At 53.3% G+C, this 21455-nt stretch carries 16 protein-coding genes; 10 read left to right on the top strand and 6 right to left on the bottom strand.

Annotation, left to right across the window (positions count from 1 at the left end; genetic code table 11):
- Positions 1-3 precede the first annotated feature (3 nt).
- Entirely contained in the window at positions 4-3675 is a 3672-nt protein-coding gene (locus ACIQYF_RS07785) for a sugar-binding protein (protein WP_402859050.1), read from the top strand.
- A 164-nt stretch (positions 3676-3839) separates the two neighbouring features.
- Here ACIQYF_RS07785 and ACIQYF_RS07780 read toward each other — a convergent pair whose 3' ends face one another.
- From ACIQYF_RS07780 to ACIQYF_RS07765, 4 genes are all read right to left on the bottom strand, one after another.
- Complete coding sequence (locus ACIQYF_RS07780; protein WP_402859047.1) at positions 3840-4487, bottom strand: hypothetical protein; 648 nt, start codon at positions 4485-4487, stop codon at positions 3840-3842.
- A gap of 162 nt (positions 4488-4649) precedes the next feature.
- Entirely contained in the window at positions 4650-5345 is a 696-nt protein-coding gene (locus ACIQYF_RS07775; RefSeq protein ID WP_402859044.1) for a response regulator, read from the bottom strand.
- 205 nt (positions 5346-5550) lie between these two features.
- On the bottom strand, positions 5551-6339 hold the full coding sequence (locus ACIQYF_RS07770) for a VacJ family lipoprotein (RefSeq protein WP_402859041.1): 789 nt from the start codon (positions 6337-6339) through the stop codon (positions 5551-5553).
- The gene (locus ACIQYF_RS07765; protein ID WP_402859038.1) at positions 6332-7630 is read right to left on the bottom strand and encodes a serine/threonine protein kinase; all 1299 of its coding nucleotides are present in this window, start codon (positions 7628-7630) and stop codon (positions 6332-6334) included. The genes ACIQYF_RS07770 and ACIQYF_RS07765 overlap by 8 nt, the downstream gene beginning before the upstream one ends.
- A gap of 233 nt (positions 7631-7863) precedes the next feature.
- Between ACIQYF_RS07765 and ACIQYF_RS07760 the strand changes: the two genes are divergently transcribed.
- A complete protein-coding gene (locus ACIQYF_RS07760) occupies positions 7864-8229 on the top strand; it encodes a hypothetical protein (RefSeq protein WP_402859035.1) in 366 nt (121 codons plus the stop codon).
- 79 nt (positions 8230-8308) lie between these two features.
- On the opposite strand, the gene ACIQYF_RS07755 is transcribed toward ACIQYF_RS07760, so the two are convergent.
- Positions 8309-9865, bottom strand: coding sequence for a beta (1-6) glucans synthase (locus ACIQYF_RS07755; RefSeq protein ID WP_402859032.1), 1557 nt, complete (start codon positions 9863-9865; stop codon positions 8309-8311).
- A gap of 281 nt (positions 9866-10146) precedes the next feature.
- On the opposite strand from ACIQYF_RS07755, the gene ACIQYF_RS07750 reads away from it, so the two are divergent.
- The 3 genes from ACIQYF_RS07750 (at position 10147) to ACIQYF_RS07740 (ending at position 13191) form a co-directional block, all read left to right on the top strand.
- The gene (locus ACIQYF_RS07750) at positions 10147-11001 is read left to right on the top strand and encodes a glycine betaine ABC transporter substrate-binding protein (protein ID WP_402859025.1); all 855 of its coding nucleotides are present in this window, start codon (positions 10147-10149) and stop codon (positions 10999-11001) included.
- Positions 11002-11224: 223 nt separating this feature from the next.
- Entirely contained in the window at positions 11225-11536 is a 312-nt protein-coding gene (locus tag ACIQYF_RS07745; RefSeq protein WP_402859022.1) for a DUF485 domain-containing protein, read from the top strand.
- Positions 11533-13191 carry a cation acetate symporter gene (locus tag ACIQYF_RS07740; protein WP_402859019.1) on the top strand — a complete coding sequence of 553 codons (1659 nt, stop codon included), beginning with the start codon at positions 11533-11535 and terminating at the stop codon, positions 13189-13191. The genes ACIQYF_RS07745 and ACIQYF_RS07740 overlap by 4 nt, the downstream gene beginning before the upstream one ends.
- A gap of 277 nt (positions 13192-13468) precedes the next feature.
- Here the strand turns inward: ACIQYF_RS07740 and gltA are convergent, their stop codons facing one another.
- Positions 13469-14758, bottom strand: a complete 1290-nt coding sequence (gene gltA / locus ACIQYF_RS07735) for a citrate synthase (protein WP_019408940.1) — start codon at positions 14756-14758, stop codon at positions 13469-13471.
- A gap of 351 nt (positions 14759-15109) precedes the next feature.
- Here gltA and sdhC point away from each other — a divergent pair, with 351 nt between their 5' ends.
- From sdhC to ACIQYF_RS07710, 5 genes are all read left to right on the top strand, one after another.
- Positions 15110-15496: a succinate dehydrogenase, cytochrome b556 subunit gene (gene sdhC, locus ACIQYF_RS07730; protein WP_019408939.1), complete on the top strand. Its 387-nt coding sequence runs from the start codon at positions 15110-15112 to the stop codon at positions 15494-15496.
- The gene (gene sdhD, locus ACIQYF_RS07725) at positions 15490-15858 is read left to right on the top strand and encodes a succinate dehydrogenase, hydrophobic membrane anchor protein (RefSeq protein ID WP_153377267.1); all 369 of its coding nucleotides are present in this window, start codon (positions 15490-15492) and stop codon (positions 15856-15858) included. Before sdhC ends, sdhD begins: the two co-directional genes overlap by 7 nt.
- A 3-nt stretch (positions 15859-15861) precedes the next feature.
- Complete coding sequence (gene sdhA, locus ACIQYF_RS07720; RefSeq protein ID WP_402859012.1) at positions 15862-17637, top strand: succinate dehydrogenase flavoprotein subunit; 1776 nt, start codon at positions 15862-15864, stop codon at positions 17635-17637.
- Between the two features lie 11 nt (positions 17638-17648).
- On the top strand, positions 17649-18353 hold the full coding sequence (locus tag ACIQYF_RS07715) for a succinate dehydrogenase iron-sulfur subunit (protein ID WP_402859009.1): 705 nt from the start codon (positions 17649-17651) through the stop codon (positions 18351-18353).
- 260 nt (positions 18354-18613) lie between these two features.
- A complete protein-coding gene (locus ACIQYF_RS07710; RefSeq protein ID WP_402859006.1) occupies positions 18614-21445 on the top strand; it encodes a 2-oxoglutarate dehydrogenase E1 component in 2832 nt (943 codons plus the stop codon).
- The last annotated feature ends 10 nt before the right edge of the window (positions 21446-21455 follow it).

The following is a 21455-nucleotide window of genomic DNA, read 5'->3' as shown; positions in this document are numbered from 1 at the left end:
TAGATGGCCTCGTCTACTGCAGTGCATTCCAATGCCTTCAATTTTATGAGCTACTTGCAAGGCGGCGTAGATCCCCGGACAGGACAGTACAATGTTTCTATAAATTTACCGGAACTAAAAGCCAATAATCTTGCCGGGCCAGTAGTGCCTTTAATGTTGATGTTCAGTCCACTTAATTTACGTGACAGTGGTTTTGGTCAGGGGTGGAGCTTGCAACTCACCGAGTTTGATCTCGTCACTCAAGTGCTGTCGTTAAGTTCTGGCGAAACCTTCAGGGTCACGGGGAAAGGCCCGGATGGACAGTTGACGATGTCAGAAAAAAAGCTAGACACTTTTCATATTTATGATGAGGGTGACCAGTATCGAATCGTTTATAAGTCTGGGAACACTGAAATACTTAAAGTTTATGGATCTACAGCGCTGCCTGTCCGAATGTACTCTTTAGAAGGGCGCCAGGTACATCTGGACTATGTCCCCTATCTTGATGTCTATAGGCTGAGCACCTTAAAAGATGAGTCTGATACCACGCTACTTTCATTTGAGAGCGATGGCATCACTGTTTCGATGCAGGCTTATCCCTATTCCGGGGAGACAGGTGGAGCGTTGGCGGTTTATACGTTATTCCACGATAAATCAAAGAGCACGACTACCCTCAGGCTGCCGACTGAGGAAGGTGCCCGTTGGCTATTCACTTATACAGAGAAGTTGGGGTTTAACTGCATTTCCCGTGTTGAGACGCCGACCGGAGGCCTTGAAGTTATTGAGTATGGCGACGCTGGGCACAAGCATCCAGACACTGCAGCTCAAAATTTGCCACGTGCTACGCTGCATCGTGCAGACCCTGGGTCTGGTCAACCTATCGTTACCACCACTTATAGGTACGACCTACCCAAAGAAGCCACGCAGCATAATTTTCTAGGCTTTGGAGCGCCAGGTCTGATTTGGGATGCTAATGGCATTGATAACCTGTATCAGGTCATCAACTATGATTACAGTACCGTTGAGTGTTTGCTGAGTGGGGATGACGAGGTTCGCCGTATACAGCGAACATTTAATTCATTTCATTTATTAATAAATGAAGAAACCCATCAAAACGAAGCTATGAAGCGTGTCACGACCACTTACCATGCTCTAGCGGATACTGTTTTCGCCAGTCAGCCCCTGAATTTTCAACTACCAGCCAGCGTTGAGACAACATGGGAGCTGCAGGGTAAATCCCGTTCCGAAATAGAAAAAACCACGTATGACATCTATGGAAATCTGATTGAAAAGATTGGAGTTGACGGTATTACAGAGCGCAGTGTTTATTACACTGCTGAAGAACAAGATGGCTGCCCGAAAGATCCGGAGGGGTTTGTCCGGAGTGTAAAAACAACGACTGTCATTCCCGCCGCCGATGCTTTAGAAGGCGCGCAGCCACTGAAAACGGAGTATCGCTATGCATCGTTTCCAGCGTTGGATACTGCACGGGCTGATTGGTTGGCGGTTGAGAGCGAAGCGCTGTTGGAGGTTAATGGTGAGGCTGAAAAACTGCTGCACAAGCTGACGTACAGTTATAACGATGACGTCCAGCAACCACTGACCTATGGTCGTGTTAAACAGGAAGCGCTAGAGCGTCGCGGCATGGACGCAAGCCTGTATGAGTTCTTAACTGACTATGAATACACGTTGTCTCCTGCTCGCTACAGTCGCGCACCCGAGACCGTATTACAGACTGTAGAAAAAAGAACTAACTTCGATGGAACGACAAAAACGATAATCAGTGAAGCTTCCACGGTGCATGGGCAACCTCTGTTGGTACAAGATGATAATGATGTCAAAATTGCTTACATCTATGATGCCTTGCAGCGTGTCATCCAAGAGACTGTAGCCCCTGATAATACCCTCTATGTGGCCCATCGTTTCTATACATATGAACTTTCTACGCAATGGGGAGTCGCCGCCAAACAAATATCTACCAATGTCAAAGAAGTCAAGACAACTACCCTATTAGATGGTTTCAACCGGGTAGTGGGTGAGACGCGCCAAAATGCAGATGCTGTCAATCGGGCCCTGGCAGATGACTTTAGAGAAACATATCGTGCGGAATATGATGTGTTTGGCAACCTCATTGCTGAGACAGAAATCGATTGGCTTAATGACACTGAAGTACTGGAGTTAGAAACGGAATTTGTGTACGACGATTGGGGTCAGCAACGGACTGAGATTCGCCCTGATGGGGTTATGGTGCATGAGCAGACTGACCCGATTGGTTCTGCGGACTGGAAAGGGCCTATTGTAACGGCTTGGACTGAAGTGCCAGGCTCGGCGATCAAGTACATGTACAGTGTCAGTAAACTAAACGCGTTTGATAAGCCTGTTACGACTGAGCGCTGTGATGGGAGTGGCGAGCATGTTATCAGCGAACATGAGTATTTCTATGACGGTTTAGGCCGTACGGTGAAAGAAATAGATGGCTGCAAGCGCGAGACACGCTATGAATATGACGCATTTGGGCGCACGACTACCACAACGCTAGCGGATAAGACGAAGGTTATACGTGAGTACGCGGCACACAGTGCCGAGGACTTGCCTACATTAATCAGTGTTGGGGGCAAAGTCTTAGGGACACAATGTTTTGATGGGTTGGGGCGTATGACGTCAGCAACGACGGGAGGGAGGGAAAAGAAGTTTGATTATAAGGCAGGGGAACTACAGCCGTGGAAGGTCACCACACCGCGTAACCATGTCATTGAGTATCAGTATGCTCCGGAGTTGGGAGAGGAGCCTATTCAACGTAACATTATGGACACGCCCAACAGTGCCACCTATAACTACGATTCCAAAAACGCACGCTTGAAGGACTGTTCTGAACAGGGCCAGTCGCTTGAGCGGGACTATTTCTCGACGGGCGAAATCCGTTCTGAGAAGGTCTCTCAACCCGAAGGCGAACCGTTGACGATGTACTACGACTATACGTTTCGTGGGCGTATTCTTTCCTACAATGATGTCCTGGGGCAAACACAAACCTATGAGTATGATGACGTGGGCCGCCTGGAAAAAACGGCGCTGGGGAACATTACCTCCACATTTGAATATAATAATCTGGGGTTGATGGCTGCTATTACCACAGAAGACGGTCCGCTGAATAACCCTGGTAATCCAAAAGTGATAATAAAGCTGGAGTACGATGATCAGGGGCGCGAAATCAAAAGAATATTTGATCTTAATGGTGTTGAACAAACGCTTGTACAGGTCTATGACGAAGTGGATAACTTATCTTCCCGAACCTTGACAGAAGGCGATGTGACTATTAGAGAGGAACACTATGTCTATGATCAGCGTGCTCGATTAGTGTCTTATGAGTGTGCGGGTACTCAACCACCCGTTGATCATCATGGTAGGCCAATTCAAACACAGATGTTTACGTTTGATGCATTGGATAATATTGTTCTCGTAGACACTATTTACACGGATGGCGGGTACATCATGGCAGAATATGCCTTTGATAATGCTGACCCTGTTCAGTTGTCTTCTCTCACCTATACCTTTGATGATGGAAGAGAACCGCAAACCACTCGATTTACTTATGATGGAGAGGGAAATATGACCCGTGATGAGGTGGGCCGTGTTCTAGAGTATGACCCACTGAGCAGGTTGCTCAGTGTCAGTCTCGATTCTTCCAGTATTGTCTGATCGGTTTGGGCTTTATATAAAAAAATCGGTTTGAGCCTATAGCGTGGCTCAAACCGATTGTTGGAATAACCTGAGAGGTTAGTGCATGACGCCTCTCAGGTAACATTGATAAGCGCTGGTTGGCACAGACGTACAGCGTGGTACGTATCTATGTTTTCAGGCTGTTATTGGATGGCCCGAACATAACCGCAGGTATATTCGCTGGATGCGTTTTCATCGCATTTATCTTTATCATCATTGCTGTCGCACAAATGGCTACGCCCAATCATGACCTGCCCGGTCGGGCAAGCCACGTCATGGTCGCTTTCTTTGAATTTAAGCGTTGTCCCCGGAATTAATTTTGTAACAACATTGTTTATCAAAAATTTACTGCAACGATAATAGGTCTGTCCGTTTTCATCGTTGCGATGTCTAATGGCGGTCATGACTGTATTATCTGGGCAGATGTACGTATGGCCTTTGTCCCCTCCTTCTATGTTTACGTCGGACCAATTGCCGATATCGTCATCTATATTTCCATTATCTTCTTCTTTGGCTTTGTAGGGAACCATAGTGCCTGCCACCCCGTAGGGGGCGTAAGCGGCGCATTTTATAATGGGGTCTATGTTCTCATCACCATCGCGACTGCTACTAATCATGGCCTCATTTGCGTTGCATGCCCCGTCGTAGTTACCCTGCCATTGCTCCCCTGTAGTCGTTGATTGGGGGGAGGGTGCGGCCATGACATTTACGCTGACAGTCATGGCTATTGCGCTGGCTAAAAATAGGCGCGTAAGGGGAATGACTGCATTTCGAATCAAGGATTTAGGCATTTTCATTTCCTGCTTGGTTACGTTGCGTTAGCCGATTAACTATCGGTTTTATCACGTTACCTTTTACCCCCGGTAGAGGGTACTAGCAGTTCTGATAGGTATGGACCCTTGCTTATCTATCGACGTTGAACATTCATCGGTTTCTTGGGGCTATAGACGGCGCTATGGCGCAGATGCGTTGCTTGCTACTTCAGGGGGGACGGTATAAGCAGTTCCTATGAGATGCACGTTAGCAGCCAGTTCACTGAGACTTCGCAGCCCCAGCTTGCGCATGGCTGTGCATTTTTGACGGCTGATTGTTTTCTCACTTCGGTTGAGCCGTTTAGCTATTTCACGCCCTCCCAGGCCTTGTCCATATAAGCGCACGACTTCGAGTTCTTTGGCAGATAGGGCTCGATGAGCTATTTCGCCTCTTTTGGCAGTCGCCAGTGCTGCGCGGAAACTGGGACTCACATACCGTTCACCTTTAAGCACGCTGGTGACAGCATGATTAAGCTCGTTAAGAGAACGATGTTTATCAAGTGCTCCGCTTATTCCCAAATTCAGTAAATTGCGCAGCATAGGCTCGTTGTTGACCATGGTCATGACGATTATTTTTGTTTTTTCGAAATGCCTGCGAATATAGCTGATTAATGGCAGGCCATCCGGAATGCTCCCGTCAGGCATTGATAAGTCAGTAATAATCAGATCGCAAGTATCTTTTTTCAATAGTTGTAATAACGATCCGGTGCATGAGGCCTCGTTAATAATGCACTCATGAGCTTCAAATTGAGTGGTCAGTGCAATGCGTGTTCCTAGCAATACGACAGGATGGTCGTCGGCAATAATGATTTTTAAGGGGGGATGAGAAGAATGCATGAATTTAATCCTTCAGCAAGTCGCGAAAGGATTACGTTATCAAAGAAACGAATTTTTAATCTGTAGGCTTTGTCTTATAAATAGGTGTAATTGTCTGTGCCGAGTAATCTTTGTCGATTCCATTCGGTAAGATTTATTTCCAATGAATCATTCAAACTGGCTGAGCCGGGTACCGGGCGTCGTCTCAGCCACTTTTTTAATTCATTTATTCCCCGATTTGCAATTTTCTCGCTTCGGTATAGATATAGCGCAGCTTGTCATACTCAAACGGCGAATCGAATTGCCCATAACGGAAGCTGGTGTTGTAGCGTTTATCGATGGCTTGCAACACCCAGATTTCTGGATGACGGGTGCTTTCGTGAGGCACGTTGAGGAAGTTGATTTCCTGATTGGCGCCATAGTCGACCACCAGTCCTGTGGTGTCCCGCAGGTTTGACGGCCCCAGGATCGGCAGCATTAGGTACGGCCCGCCAGGCACGCCATAAAACCCCAGTGTTTGCCCGAAGTCTTCGCTCTGGCGCGCCAGGCCCATGGCAGTAGCTGGGTCCCACAGTCCGCCAATCCCCAGGGTTGTGTTCAACAGCAACCGCCCGGTGGTTTGCATTGAGCGCTGGCCCTTGAGTTGCAGCAAGCTGTTAAACAGGTTGGGCACATCGCCAAGGTTGTTGAAAAAGTTGCTCACACCGGTACGCAGAAAACTGGGCGTTACATAGCGATAGCCGTCCACCACGGGCAGAAACACCCACTGATCGAAGCGGTAGTTGAAGTGATAGATACGCCGATTGATCGATTCCAGCGGGTCGTAGACGTTTAGCGCGTTCATGGTTGCGCGTTCAAACTCACGCTGGTCAAGACCGGGGTTGAACTTCAGCAGTTTTAACGGCTGCGTAAAGCCGTCAACGTCGTGAGTGGGTTCGATATTGGCCTTGCTGTTGTCTGCCTGGGCATAGCCGGCGCTGAGTAAGGCGGCGAGAAGCAAAAGATGTTTAGCCACGGAAGAACTCCAGCATATCGTCGGCGTTGACGCGGTAGTTGAGGTTGCCGCAATGGCCACCATACGGGTAGACAGTCAGGCGGTTGCCGAAGGTTTTGCGCAGAAATCCAAGATCACCAGGGCCCAGGATGATGTCGTCGGCATTGTGCATGACGGCAATTTTTGGACTGTTCTTGAGATAGTCCTGCAGGGCATACAGGCTGACTTGGTCGATCAGTTGCAACAAGCTGCCACCGTCGGTACGGGCACGCCACATGGGAATTACTTGCTCGGTCAGGTAGCAATCGAAGTCGCACAGCAGCGAGCGCTTGAGAAACGGCGTCAGGCTGGTGCCTTCGGTAATCGGGTAGTTGGGCGGCGTGATCAGGCCTCGGCGGTTAATCAGGTCCGAGGTGAACACAATGTCGGCCGACGAGAAGCGGAACATGGTGCCAATGAGCATCGCCATCTGTTCGTTGGTCAGGCGCTCTTTGGAATTCTGCAGGTCGTAGACAAGCGCGGCATTGATGTCGACATACCCTTTTTGTTTGAAGTACTCGGTGAGCTTGTTGAGTACCAATTCGTAGAACGTAGTGCTGTTATTGATGCCTTTGACTTCGGTCTGCACCAGTTTGTCGAGGTTGCTGATAGAGGTGTAGAGGTTGACTGGCGGGTTGAGCATCAGCACTTTTTTAAAGTTGAAACTTTTGCGTGTTTCGTCGAGGTGGCTGACGAAGGCTGCATCCAGGGCGCCCAGGCTATAACCGGCAAGGTAATAGTCGGTCACCGGAACGTTGGCCTGTTGTGCGCGTACGGCTTGCATCACCCGGTACAGGTCTTCAGCGTCGTATTGGCTGATACCCGGCGTGGCAAAGCGTGAGGCCGCGCTCATAAAGTCATAACTGGTGGGTGAAGACAGTTGCACCACATGGTAGCCGGCTTGATAGAAGAGTTTTTTCAGGTATTCGTTGAGGCTGCTGTCGTACGGCGCGCCGGTGCCTGCAATCAGAAACATCAAGGGTGCAGGGTGGTCTTGCCTGGCCATCCGGTAAGTGAGCTTTTTAACCGCCCAGAAGTTGGCTGGCAGTGTGAATTCGCGCTCCGGTCGCAACTTCAAGGTGTAATCCGACTGATTGATGTCATCTTCACTCGGGAGCAGCGGGCGCATCTGCGGCGGAGTTGTGGCAATCGTCGCCTCAAACGGGTTTGTAAGGGGGTAACCATACGTTGCGGGGTCGACATCGACCGCCTGTGCGGACGCACTCAAAATAAGGCCGCAGAGCAAGGCCGCAAAGGGCAGAGAACGAAGCATGACGACTATCCCAAAAGAAGGTGCGGAGAAGTTTCGCAGGCTATGACCACAGGGCAGCAGTCGAAGTGCCATGATTGGGCACTAAATAAATCCCCAAGACTGTACCTGGCAGGCAAATAGCTGCCTGAAGATACACGCTGAATGACTTTAGTGAACAGTTATCTGTTTGCAAGGGTTGCATACCCACTAGGTGCGATTAAGCTGGGCGCCGCTTTTGTCTATTGGAGTTGTTTATGCGTCCTCGTTTGCCGTTGATCTTGCTGCTGATAACCTTGCCTGTTTGGCTGGCAGCCAGTTATGGCCTGCGTTACGGCTTGATGGAAGATCCACAATGGGTAGGGACGTGTGTTACCGAGGCTGCACGTTGGGAATGCCAGTTGCGTTCGAACCTGGGGTGGTTGATTCACTTCAGGGTCATGGGTTGGGCGGCGCTGGTCACGTCAGTCATCGCGTTTTTTGTGCGCGGACGTATGGGCAGTGGTCTGGCAGTGCTGGCCTTATTGTTCGGCTTTCCGGCATTGGCCTTGTACAACGCAAGCCTGGCGGTATTTGCGGTGGTGATTGCAGGCTTGCGTCTGGTTCGGGCTACGAAGGGTTAAAGGTTGGGGCTGGTTAGGCGCAACTCGCGATCTTTTAAACGATCAAAAGATCGCGAGGCACGCTCGCTGCTCGATAGGTTTATGTATGGGATGACGTACGCATGCTGCGCCACAGAGCGATAACCATCAATACGCACACCAGTGCCCAGCCCCAGGCTTGTTCATTGTTTAAACCTTCGCGGTACAGCTGCAGTGGGATACCCACGCCAATAATAAAGGCCAGCAGAGTGAATTCCCGGCGCGGCCCGCAAACCGGGCGCAGCAGGTAGACCAGTGCTGGCAAGATCAGCGCGGCACTTGGGAAGCTGCGATAGCGTGGTTCGAACACCAGGCTCAGCATCATGACCGCGCCGGCGAACCCCGCCGCTGCCAGCCACCATCCTCCACGGCGCTCCAGCAGGTTAAACAGCCGTCCACGCCAGCCCTCTGTTTGCCCCAGTGCCAATGCGCCGTGGGCGAGTACGATCAGATTAAGCGCTATCAAGGCACCGGCCCAGGTCCATTCCCCGGTGAAGCGGCTGGTCACCGAGGCCAATTCGGCCCATGCCACGATGCTGCACCCTGCTACGGCGCCCAGAGCGGGCAACATCAGGGCAGAGCGAGTGGTGCGTACGCGCCCGCCGATGATCAAGGTGCCAAGAAACAGGGCTACGCTCAACCCTAGCCAGGCGGGCCAGTGCGGCAGGTTGGTGACTGGGCCGGCAAGAATGCCTTTGTCTTGGCGGTCGGCATCGAACAGTCCCCAATAACCGCCAACCGCACCTTCACTGGCGCGTTTCCAGGGTTGGTCGAAGGCTTCGATCAGGTTGTACTTCCAGCCGTTTTGTTCGGCGACGGTGACAAAGCCGCGAATAAATTTGGCTTCGTTGACCCGGCTCGGCAGGGCAGTTTCGCGCTGACGGCCTTCGCTTGGCCAGCCGGTTTCACCAATCAGAATGTCTTTGGGGGCGAATTTATTGCCAAACACTTGGCGAATTTCAGCCACATGGTTGATGGCTTGCTCGATACCTGCAGGGTCATCCTCCCAATAAGGCAGCAGGTGAATGGTCAGGAAGTCCACTGCCGGGGCAATTTGCGGGTGCTCTAACCAGAATTCCCACACATCGGCGTAGGTGACGGGCTGTTTGACCTGGCTTTTAACCTGCTCGATCAGCGTGACCAATTGCGCAGCGGTAATTTCTTGGCGCAGCAAGGTTTCGTTACCGACGATTACGGCGCTGATGACGTCCGGGTTGGCGTTGGCGGATGCGATCAGGGCGCTGATTTCTTTTTGGGTGTCGGTCTCATTTCCGTTAACCCAGATGCCGCTCATGATTTTCAGGCCATGTTTACGTGCGAGCTCAGGCAAGGCTTCGAGGCCAGTTTGCGAATACGTGCGAATGCACTGGAAGCGTGTCGCCAGCAGTGCCAGATCTGCATCCATGCGTTCAATGCGCGGCACGAAAGGCTGGTCGAACGGGGACTGGTCCTTGTCGAACGGTGTGTAGGACGCGCATTGCAGTTTATGCGTGGGTGTCGCGGCATCGGGCAGCGTCACGGGCTGACCCAAGGCGTACCAAAAACCGGCAATGGCGAACACACCCAACAAACAGGCGAAGAGATAAGGCAGCACGGGGGATCGGGCAGTCGCGGACATGGTCAGACCGTATAAGAACAAAGCCGCGCATCTTACCTGTAATCAGCGAGGGGTAGCGGCTCCGTATAATTTTGACATGCAAAGTTCGAGCGGTTGTGTGAGCTGCGTGTGTGCAGTTGCTGGTGATGTCGCTCGTGGTTGCCTGAGCGTCGTCGTCAGAGCAGGACGGTAGACCCGCGAGGTTGATGATCAGGGTGCATGTTATGTCGGGGTGTCGATTAAACCCTGAACACCTGATGGGGTCCGGCACTCGTCGGGCCCGGCACTGTGGGGAATCATAGATGAAGATGCGACGACTCTTGAGCGCGGGCGCTGCCTTGGTGCTGGCGATGAGTGCAGGTTTTGCAAGTGCCCAGAGCAAGCCGACCCTCAACATAGGTTATGTGGATGGCTGGTCTGACAGTGTGGCCACCACTTTTGTGGCAGCAGAGGTTATTAAGCAGAAGTTGGGTTATGAGGTGAAACTGATGCCAGTCGCCACCGGGATCATGTGGCAGGGCGTTGCTACCGGCAAGCTCGATGCAATGTTGTCGGCCTGGCTGCCAGTGACTCACGGTGAATACTGGGCCAAGAACAAAGACAAGGTGGTTGATTACGGGCCCAACTTTAAAGACGCAAAAATTGGGTTGATCGTGCCGGAGTATGTGGAGGCAAAGTCGATTGCCGATTTGAAAGGCGATAAAGGCTTTAAAAATAAAATAGTCGGGATTGATGCGGGTTCAGGCGTGATGTTGAAAGCTGACGAGGCTATTAAGGACTATGGCCTGGATTACAAGTTGCAGGCGAGTTCCGGGGCAGCAATGACCTCTGAGCTTGGGCGTGCTTATGCTAAAAACGAGCCTGTTGTTGTCACCGGGTGGGTGCCGCACTGGATGTTTGCCAAGTGGAAGTTGCGCTTTCTGGATGACCCCAAAGGGGTATTTGGTGCCGCAGAAACGGTTAATAGCATCGCCAGTGAAGGGTTGAATAAGAAAGCACCTGAAGTGGCGGCTTTCTTGAAACATTTTTCCTGGAACTCAAAAGACGAAATTGGTGAAGTCATGCTGGCCATTCAAGAGGGCGCTAAGCCCGACGCTGCCGCCAAGGACTGGGTTGCCAAACACCCTGAGCGTGTCGCCGAGTGGACCGCTAACTAATCGCGACGTGTCTAGCTCGCAGCACACAGAACCGCCTGGTTTTTTTAACAGGCGGTTTTTCTGTCCGTGACACTAGCGTAATGATGTCATCGTCCACGCAGACTAGAGAATACAAGGGCTGCAGAGGGTTTGGGGTTCTACTACTAAAGTCGTCTGGCTTAGATTTTCAAGCCCCCTAATAGTGAAACCGTTCCATCTCATCTGTGCTGCGAGGACAAAAATAATGAACGACAGCATCTACCTCTCGATTCAAAACAGCCCGCGTTTTAAGGAGCTGGTCAAAAAAAGAGAACGATTTGCCTGGATTCTCTCGGCAATCATGCTCGGGTTATATGCCGCCTTTATTCTGTTAATTGCTTATGGGTCGCACATCATGGGGGCTAAGTTGAGCCCGACTTCGTCTATTACCTGGGGGATTCCGATTGGTGTGGGGCTGATTCTTTCGGCCTTTATCCTGACCGGTATCTATGTCCGTCGGGCCAATGGCGAATTTGATGAGCTGAACAATGCGATTCTCAAGGAGGCGGGGCAATGATCGGGCGTCTATTGGCAACACTGGGCATTGCTGCCTTTGCACCGGCGGTTTGGGCGGCGGATGCCCTGACCGGTGACGTGCAAAAACAACCGCTTAACGTCTCGGCCATCATCATGTTCGTCGTGTTTGTTGGTGCGACCCTCTGCATCACCTACTGGGCATCAAAGCGTAATAAGTCGGCCGCGGACTACTATGCAGCGGGCGGCAAGATCACCGGTTTTCAGAATGGCCTGGCAATTGCCGGCGACTATATGTCTGCCGCGTCCTTCTTGGGTATTTCCGCGCTGGTTTACACCTCTGGCTACGATGGCCTGATCTATTCGATCGGCTTTCTGGTCGGCTGGCCGATCATCTTGTTCCTGATCGCAGAGCGTTTGCGTAATTTGGGCAAGTACACCTTTGCTGACGTTGCTTCGTACCGATTGGGTCAAACCCAGATCCGCTCGCTGTCTGCCTGCGGTTCGCTGGTGGTAGTGGCGTTTTACCTGATCGCGCAAATGGTCGGCGCGGGCAAACTCATTCAATTGCTGTTCGGCCTGGATTATCACGTTGCGGTGATTCTGGTGGGCATCCTGATGTGCCTGTATGTGTTGTTCGGCGGCATGCTGGCAACCACGTGGGTGCAGATCATCAAGGCGGTGTTGTTATTGTCCGGTGCGACGTTCATGGCTGTGATGGTCATGAAACACGTCAACTTTGACTTCAACTCGCTGTTTGCCGAAGCGGTAAAAATTCATCCTAAAGGTGAAGCGATCATGAGCCCTGGCGGTTTGGTGAAGGATCCGATTTCGGCATTCTCCCTCGGCTTGGCGCTGATGTTTGGTACTGCTGGCCTGCCGCACATTCTGATGCGCTTCTTCACCGTGAGTGATGCGAAAGAAGCCCGTAAGAGCGTGTTCTATGCCACCGGCTTTATTGGCTACTTCTACATCCTGACGTTCATCATCGGTTTCGGCGCGATCATTCTGGTGAGCACCAACCCGGACTTCAAAGACGCTGCAGGCGCTTTGCTGGGTGGTAATAACATGGCGGCCGTGCATTTGGCGGACGCGGTGGGCGGCAGTATCTTCCTGGGCTTTATCTCGGCGGTCGCCTTCGCCACGATTCTGGCGGTGGTTGCGGGTCTGACACTGGCCGGTGCATCGGCTGTATCCCACGACCTGTATGCCAGCGTGATCAAGAAGGGCAAGGCCAACGACAAAGATGAAATTCGCGTCTCCAAAATCACCACCATTGCGCTTGGGGTGCTGGCGATTGGCTTGGGCATTCTGTTTGAAAGCCAAAACATCGCGTTTATGGTGGGCCTGGCGTTCTCCATTGCGGCGAGCTGTAACTTCCCGGTACTGCTGCTTTCCATGTACTGGAAAAACCTGACCACACGCGGCGCCATGATTGGTGGCTGGTTGGGTCTGATCAGCGCTGTTGGCTTGATGATCCTGGGTCCAACCATCTGGGTGCAGATCCTGCATCATGAAAAGGCGATCTTCCCTTACGAATACCCAGCACTGTTCTCGATGATCATTGCGTTTGTGGGCATCTGGTTCTTCTCTATCACTGACAAATCCAAGTCAGCCGAGAAAGAGCGTGCGCTGTTCTTCCCGCAGTTTGTGCGTTCGCAGACAGGTCTTGGGGCGAGCGGGGCGGTGGATCATTAAGGCAGCGGTAAGTTTTTAGCTGCAAGCTACAAGTTAGAAGCGGTCTGTGTGATCAAATCCCCCTGTCGTGAGGCAGGGGGATTTTTTTTTGGGGGCGTGACTTGTAGCCGCTGTCGAGGCGCGAAGGCTGCGATGGGGTCCGAAGGCCCTGGGGTCGTTATCGCAGCTATCATGCCTCGGTAGCCGCTACGGTTTTCATAGGCGCAAAAAAATACGGCCTCTATCAAATAGAGGCCGTATTCGGTGCAGCTAAGACGCTATCGTGGAATGACTGGTCTTACTTGCGGTCTTCAAGCTTGGTGATGTCACGCGACTCGTAGCCGGTGTACAGCTGGCGCGGGCGGCCGATCTTGTACGGGCTGGAGAGCATTTCTTTCCAGTGCGAGATCCAGCCGACAGTCCGCGCCAGGGCGAAGATTACGGTGAACATGCTGGTTGGAATGCCGATCGCCTTGAGGATGATCCCCGAGTAGAAGTCGACGTTCGGGTAGAGCGAGCGCTCGATGAAGTACGGATCGGTCAGAGCGATCTCTTCCAGGCGCATGGCCAGTTCGAGTTGCGGGTCGTTTTTGATCCCCAGCTCTTTAAGCACTTCGTCGCAGGTCTTCTTCATCACTGTGGCGCGTGGGTCGCGGTTTTTATAAACGCGGTGACCAAAGCCCATCAGTTTGAATGGATCGTTCTTGTCCTTGGCCTTGGCGATGAACGTGTCGATGTTTGATACATCGCCAATTTCGTCGAGCATGGTCAGAACAGCTTCGTTGGCGCCGCCGTGAGCGGGGCCCCACAGTGCAGCGATGCCTGCAGCGATACAGGCGAACGGGTTGGCACCCGAAGAGCCTGCCAGACGTACGGTGGACGTGGAAGCGTTCTGTTCGTGGTCGGCGTGCAGGATAAAGATCTTATCCATGGCCTTGGCCAGCACCGGGCTGATCGGTTTGATCTCGCACGGTGTGTTGAACATCATGTGCAGGAAGTTTTCGGCGTAGCTCAGGTCGTTACGCGGGTACATCATGGGTTGACCCATGGAGTACTTGTAAACCATTGCCGCCAGGGTTGGCATCTTGGCAACCAGACGGATCGCGGAAATTTCACGATGCTGCGGGTTATTGATGTCCAGGGAGTCGTGGTAGAAAGCCGAGAGTGCGCCAACTACGCCGCACATGACCGCCATCGGGTGGGCGTCACGACGGAAGCCGTTGAAGAAGGTCTTCAACTGCTCGTGAACCATGGTGTGGTTCTTCACGGTGCTGACAAACTGAGCCTTCTGCTCTACGGTCGGCAGTTCGCCGTTCAGTAGCAGGTAGGCAGTTTCAAGGTAGTCAGAGTGTTCAGCCAGTTGTTCGATCGGGTAGCCGCGGTGCAGCAGGATACCGTTGTCACCATCAATATAGGTGATCTTCGACTCGCAGGACGCGGTCGACATGAAACCAGGGTCAAATGTGAACCGGCCCGTGGCCGTCAGGCCTCGCACATCGATTACATCGGGACCAACGGTGCCAGTTAAAATGGGCAGCTCGACGGGGGCTGCGCCCTCGATGATCAACTGCGCTTTTTTGTCAGCCATGTGGCCTCCTATTTATGCTTGAAATCATCAGACAGACCCCCCACGCAGGGCCCGCACCACTATAGTGAGATAAATTTGAATGTCAATTTGCCTAAAGTCTTGCTGTACAAGGCTTTGGGGAGTCATTTTTCGCGATTATCCCTGCCGTTTACGCCTTTTATAGCGCAAGCGCAATGAGCGATTAGGGGGGAGGTGATTGCGTTGTCATTAGCGACCTAACTGTCTATACTCGGCAGCCGACCGCCAGAGGCTTTTGGGCCTGTTTAGATGGGCGTCGTCACTCCCGGGTGGTGGGTACCTGACCAGTGCGCATCCCAACAAACTTGCCCTGATTGTTAGGGGCTCTTCAGTGTGAAAAAAGCCGTGAATAGCCAACGACCTGTAAACCTAGACCTAAGGACCATCAAACTCCCCATCACCGGCGTTACGTCGTTTCTGCACCGCGTATCGGGCATCATTCTTTTTCTCGGCCTGGGCTTCATGCTTTATGCATTGAGCAAATCCCTGGGTTCAGAAGAAGGTTTTGCTGAGGTGAAGGCATGCTTGACCAGCCCGCTGGCCAAATTCATTGCATGGGGCCTGCTATCTGCCTTGCTGTATCACTTGGTTGCCGGTGTGCGCCACTTGATCATGGACATGGGCATCGGTGAGACGCTGGAAGGCGGCAAGCTGGGCTCGAAAATCGTAATCGTCATTTCTGTGGTGATGATTGTTTTGGCGGGAGTTTGGATATGGTAACCAGCGTTACGAACCTGTCGCGTTCAGGCCTCTATGACTGGATGGCACAACGTGTGTCTGCGGTCGTTCTAGCGGCTTACTTCATTTTCCTGATCGGATACCTCGTTGCGAACCCTGGCATTGGCTACGCCCAATGGCACGACCTGTTCGCAAGCAACTGGATGCGTATCTTCAGTCTGCTGGCCCTGGTTGCTCTGGGCGCTCACGCCTGGGTAGGCATGTGGACCATCGCGACTGACTACCTGACGCCAATGGCGCTGGGCAAGTCCGCGACAGCAGTACGTTTCCTGTTCCAGGCAGTCTGCGGCGTTGCAATGTTCGCTTACTTTGTCTGGGGTGTGCAGATTCTTTGGGGTATCTGATTCATGGCTAACACAGTTAATACACTTTCGTTCGACGCCATCATCATTGGTGGCGGCGGTGCTGGCATGCGCGCTGCTCTGCAGCTGGCTCAGGGCGGTCACAAGACTGCCGTAATCACCAAGGTTTTCCCGACTCGTTCCCACACCGTATCGGCTCAGGGTGGTATCACCTGCGCGATCGCGTCTGCGGATCCAAACGATGACTGGCGCTGGCACATGTACGATACCGTCAAGGGTTCCGATTACATCGGTGACCAGGACGCTATCGAATACATGTGTTCCGTGGGTCCGGAGGCTGTGTTTGAGCTGGAGCACATGGGTCTGCCGTTCTCCCGTACCGAGCAAGGCCGCATCTATCAGCGTCCTTTCGGCGGTCAGTCCAAGGACTTTGGTAAAGGTGGCCAGGCTGCGCGTACTTGCGCTGCTGCCGACCGTACCGGTCACGCACTGCTGCACACCCTGTACCAAGCCAACCTCAAGGCCGGCACTGTATTCCTCAACGAATACTACGGTGTCGATCTGGTGAAGAACGAAGCTGGCGATTTTGTCGGCATGATCGTTATCTGCATCGAAACTGGCGAAACTTCTTACGTTCGCGCTAACGCCACCGTATTGGCCACTGGCGGTGCAGGTCGTATCTACTCCTCGACGACCAACGCCCTGATCAACACCGGTGACGGCATTGGCATGGCCCTGCGTGCAGGCGTGCCGGTACAAGACATCGAAATGTGGCAGTTCCACCCAACCGGTATTGCCGGCGCCGGTGTACTGGTGACAGAAGGTTGCCGTGGTGAAGGTGGATACCTGATCAACAAGCACGGCGAGCGTTTCATGGAGCGTTATGCGCCGAACGCCAAAGACCTTGCTGGTCGTGACGTGGTTGCGCGCTCGATGGTTAAAGAAATCATCGCGGGCAACGGTTGCGGTCCAGATGGCGACCACGTAATGCTGAAACTTGATCACCTGGGTGAAGAAGTTCTGCACAGCCGTCTGCCAGGCATCATGGAGCTGTCCAAGACTTTCGCTCACGTCGATCCAGCCTTGGCACCCATCCCGGTTGTTCCGACTTGCCACTACATGATGGGCGGCGTTGCCACCAACATTCATGGCCAGGCAATCACTCAGGACGCCGACGGCAACGACCAGATCATCCCTGGTCTGTTCGCAGTGGGTGAAGTGGCATGCGTATCGGTTCACGGTGCTAACCGTCTGGGCGGCAACTCGTTGCTCGACCTGGTGGTATTCGGTCGTGCAGCCGGGCTGTTCCTTGAGCAAACCCTCAAAGAAGGTGTTGATTACGCTCGTCCACGTCAATCCGACATCGACGCTGCCCTGGCACGTCTGGATGGCCTGAACTCGCGTACTGATGGCGAAGACGTAGCGACCCTGCGTAAAGAGCTGCAAAGCTGCATGCAGAACTACTTCGGTGTATTCCGTACGGGCGAATACATGCAGAAGGGCATTGCTCAGCTGGCTGATCTGCGCAAGCGTATCGCCAACGTGAAAATCAACGATAAGAGCCAGGCGTTCAACACGGCACGTATCGAAGCCCTTGAGCTGCAAAACCTGCTCGAAGTGGCTGAAGCGACTGCAATCGCTGCTGAAGTTCGTAAAGAATCGCGCGGTGCTCACGCCCGTGAAGACTTCGAAGATCGTGACGACGTCAACTGGCTGTGCCACACCCTATACTTCCCGGGTGAAAAGCGCGTAGCCAAGCGTGCGGTGAACTTCTCGCCGAAAACCGTTCCGACCTTTGAACCTATGGTTCGGACTTACTAAGGGTGGTCGATATGTTGAAAGTCAGTGTTTATCGCTATAACCCGGATCAAGACGCCGCACCGTTCATGCAAGAGTTTCAGGTCAATACCAACGGTAAAGACCTGATGGTGCTGGATGTGCTGGCCCTGATCAAAGAGCAGGACGAAGGCTTCTCCTATCGTCGCTCTTGCCGTGAGGGCGTTTGCGGCTCTGACGGCATGAACATCAGCGGTAAAAACGGCCTGGCGTGCGTAACGCCGCTGTCCTCCGTTGTTAAAGGTAACAAGCTGGTCATTCGTCCTCTGCCAGGTTTGCCGGTTATCCGTGACTTGGTCGTCGATATGAGCATCTTCTACAAGCAATACGAGAAGGTGAAGCCGTTCCTGCAGAACGACACTCCGGCCCCGGCCATTGAGCGTCTGCAATCGCCAGAAGAGCGTGAAAAGCTCGACGGTCTGTACGAGTGCATCCTGTGCGCTTGCTGCTCGACTTCGTGCCCATCCTTCTGGTGGAACCCGGACAAGTTCCTGGGCCCTGCTGCACTGCTGCAAGCCTACCGCTTCCTGGCTGACAGCCGTGACACCAAGACCAGCGAGCGTCTGGCTTCACTGGATGACCCGTTCAGCGTATTCCGCTGCCGCGGGATCATGAACTGCGTCAACGTGTGTCCGAAGGGCCTGAACCCGACTAAGGCCATCGGTCACGTGCGTAGCATGCTGCTGCAAAGCGGCGTGTGATCCAAAGCTGTAACGCAACACCGCTATACCCGTAGATGCTACGGCGCAGGCTTCAACCGGCGCCGTAGTTATAACCTGAGCAGCAGCTCACAAAGTTGCGGCTCTTATTTTGAAGAAATGAGACCAGCAGGGGCATCCGGGCTGGTACCCGGACTATCAGCGTGATCCTAAGTGGCTTGTTTTAGTCGCTGTATTCGGACTTTCTCAAGTGTGCTGTGGTGTTTTCGCCGATGGTGTCCCCTAACCGAGGGTGACCAAGCATGCAAGAAAGCGTGATGCAGCGCATGTGGAACAGCGGCTATCTTTCAGGTGGTAACGCTGCCTATGTGGAAGAGCTCTATGAGCTCTACCTGCACGACCCTAACGCTGTGCCAGAAGAATGGCGCACCAAATTTCAGACGTTGCCTACTGACGGCAACTCTGCCAACGATGTTTCGCACTCCACAATCCGCGACCATTTCGTGCTGCTGGCAAAGAACCAGCGCCGCGCTCAACCGGTATCTGCCGGGAGCGTGAGCAGTGAGCATGAGAAGAAGCAGGTTGAAGTGCTGCGATTGATCCAGGCCTATCGGATGCGCGGCCACCAGGCAGCCCAGCTTGATCCGCTGGGGCTGTGGCAGCGTCCTGCACCTGCAGACCTGTCGATCAATCATTACGGCTTGACCAATGCCGATCTTGATACGACCTTCCGTGCCGGCGACCTGTATATCGGCAAAGAGGAAGCGAGCCTACGCGAAATTCTCGAAGCGTTGCAGCAGACATATTGCCGCACCATTGGCGCCGAGTTCACGCACATCGTCGATTCCGAGCAACGCCACTGGTTTGAACAGCGTCTCGAAAGCGTACGCGGCCGTCCGACCTACTCAGCTGAAATCAAAAGCCATCTGCTTGAGCGCGTTACTGCGGCTGAAGGTCTGGAAAAGTACCTGGGCACCAAGTACCCGGGCACCAAGCGTTTCGGCCTGGAAGGGGGCGAGAGCCTGATTCCTTTGCTCGACGAGCTGATCCAGCGTTCGGGCAACTACGGCACCAAAGAAATCGTTATCGGCATGGCCCACCGTGGTCGTCTGAACGTACTGGTCAACACCTTCGGTAAAAACCCGCGCGACCTGTTCGACGAGTTCGAAGGCAAGAAGAAGATCGAGCTGGGTTCCGGTGACGTTAAATACCACCAGGGCTTCTCCTCCAACGTCATGACCTCGGGTGGCGAAGTTCACCTGGCGATGGCGTTTAACCCTTCCCACCTGGAAATCGTTTCTCCAGTGGTTGAAGGTTCGGTACGTGCACGCCAGGACCGTCGTAACGACACTACTGGCGATAAAGTACTGCCTATTTCCATCCACGGTGACGCTGCATTCGCAGGTCAGGGCGTGGTCATGGAAACCTTCCAGATGTCGCAAACACGCGGCTTCAAGACTGGCGGTACGGTTCACCTGGTGATCAACAACCAGGTTGGCTTCACCATCAGCAACCCGGAAGATTCCCGTTCTACCGAGTACTGCACCGACGTCGCGAAAATGATCCAGGCGCCGATCCTCCATGTAAATGGTGATGATCCGGAAGCTGTGTTGTTCGTGACCCAGTTGGCCATCGACTACCGCATGCAGTTCAAGCGTGATGTCGTAATCGACATGTTCTGCTACCGCCGTCGCGGTCACAACGAGGCCGACGAGCCAAACGGTACTCAGCCGTTGATGTATCAGCAAATCGCCAAACAGCGCACCACCCGTGAGCTGTATGCCGAGCGTCTGACACAAGAAAACGTGGTTGACGCAGATCGCGTTCAGGCCAAGATCGACGAATACCGCAACGCGCTGGACAACGGTCTGCATGTGGTGAAAAGTCTGGTCAAAGAGCCGAACAAAGAACTGTTCGTTGACTGGCGTCCGTACCTGGGCCACGCCTGGACTGCGCGCCACGACACGCGTTTCGATCTGAAAACCCTGCAAGAACTGTCAGCCAAGCTACTGGAAATCCCAGAAGGCTTCGTCATGCAGCGCCAGGTGTCGAAGATCTACGAAGACCGTCAAAAAATGCAAGCCGGCGGCCTGCCGATCAACTGGGGTTATGCCGAAACCATGGCATACGCGACCCTGGCGTTCGAAGGTCACCCGATTCGCATGACCGGTCAAGACATCGGCCGCGGTACGTTCTCGCACCGTCACGCCGTGTTGCACAACCAGAAAGATGCCAGCACCTACATTCCGCTGCAGCACCTGTACGAAGGCCAGCCTCGCTTTGACCTGTACGACTCGCTGCTGTCCGAAGAAGCGGTATTGGCGTTCGAATACGGCTACTCGACAACCACGCCAAACGCGCTGGTTATCTGGGAAGCCCAGTTCGGCGACTTCGCCAACGGTGCTCAGGTTGTTATCGACCAGTTCATCACCAGCGGTGAGCACAAGTGGGGCCGTCTGTGCGGTCTGACCATGCTGTTGCCACACGGCTACGAAGGTCAGGGCCCGGAGCACTCCTCTGCACGTCTTGAGCGTTACCTGCAACTGTGTGCCGAGCACAACATCCAGGTGTGCGTACCAACCACTCCAGCGCAGATCTACCACCTGCTGCGCCGTCAGGTCATCCGCCCGCTGCGCAAGCCGCTGGTAGTCCTGACACCGAAGTCGTTGCTGCGTCACAAATTGGCAGTCTCGACACTGGAAGATCTGGCCGAAGGTTCGTTCCAGACCGTTATTCCAGAAATCGATGCACAAGATCCGGCCAACGTCGGTCGTATCGTGCTGTGTAGCGGCAAGGTCTACTACGACCTGTTGGAAAAACGCCGTGCCGAAGGTCGTGATGACATCGCCATCGTGCGTCTTGAGCAGCTGTACCCATTCCCTGAGGACGACTTGATTGAAGTCCTGGCTCCGTACAAAAACGCCAAACACATTGTCTGGTGTCAGGAAGAGCCGATGAACCAGGGTGCCTGGTACTGCAGCCAGCATCACATGCGCCGCATCATTGGCGGTCACGATAAATCTCTCGTACTCGAGTACGCGGGCCGTGATGCTTCTGCTGCACCTGCTTGTGGTTACGCATCGATGCACGCTGAGCAACAGGCCAAACTGTTGCAAGACGCGTTCACTGTTTAACGCCTTCGCG

Origin of the sequence: Pseudomonas sp. NPDC096917, from assembly GCF_044762555.1 — a bacterium.
Lineage (GTDB): Bacteria > Pseudomonadota > Gammaproteobacteria > Pseudomonadales > Pseudomonadaceae > Aquipseudomonas.
Note: the sequence above shows the minus strand (reverse complement) of the source record. Positions and strands in the feature narration are given on the sequence as shown.

Coding starts and splice junctions, on each gene's coding strand:
- ACIQYF_RS07765 (WP_402859038.1), bottom strand. CDS start 7,630: ATGCTTCGTTCTCTGCCCTTTGCGGCCTTGCTCTGCGGCCTTATTTTG.
- gltA (WP_019408940.1), bottom strand. CDS start 14,758: ATGGCTGACAAAAAAGCGCAGTTGATCATCGAGGGCGCAGCCCCCGTC.
- ACIQYF_RS07740 (WP_402859019.1), top strand. CDS start 11,533: ATGATCGGGCGTCTATTGGCAACACTGGGCATTGCTGCCTTTGCACCG.
- ACIQYF_RS07760 (WP_402859035.1), top strand. CDS start 7,864: ATGCGTCCTCGTTTGCCGTTGATCTTGCTGCTGATAACCTTGCCTGTT.
- ACIQYF_RS07775 (WP_402859044.1), bottom strand. CDS start 5,345: ATGCATTCTTCTCATCCCCCCTTAAAAATCATTATTGCCGACGACCAT.
- ACIQYF_RS07785 (WP_402859050.1), top strand. CDS start 4: ATGGCCTCGTCTACTGCAGTGCATTCCAATGCCTTCAATTTTATGAGC.
- ACIQYF_RS07710 (WP_402859006.1), top strand. CDS start 18,614: ATGCAAGAAAGCGTGATGCAGCGCATGTGGAACAGCGGCTATCTTTCA.
- ACIQYF_RS07715 (WP_402859009.1), top strand. CDS start 17,649: ATGTTGAAAGTCAGTGTTTATCGCTATAACCCGGATCAAGACGCCGCA.
- ACIQYF_RS07745 (WP_402859022.1), top strand. CDS start 11,225: ATGAACGACAGCATCTACCTCTCGATTCAAAACAGCCCGCGTTTTAAG.
- ACIQYF_RS07780 (WP_402859047.1), bottom strand. CDS start 4,487: ATGCCTAAATCCTTGATTCGAAATGCAGTCATTCCCCTTACGCGCCTA.
- sdhA (WP_402859012.1), top strand. CDS start 15,862: ATGGCTAACACAGTTAATACACTTTCGTTCGACGCCATCATCATTGGT.
- ACIQYF_RS07750 (WP_402859025.1), top strand. CDS start 10,147: ATGAAGATGCGACGACTCTTGAGCGCGGGCGCTGCCTTGGTGCTGGCG.
- sdhD (WP_153377267.1), top strand. CDS start 15,490: ATGGTAACCAGCGTTACGAACCTGTCGCGTTCAGGCCTCTATGACTGG.
- ACIQYF_RS07755 (WP_402859032.1), bottom strand. CDS start 9,865: ATGTCCGCGACTGCCCGATCCCCCGTGCTGCCTTATCTCTTCGCCTGT.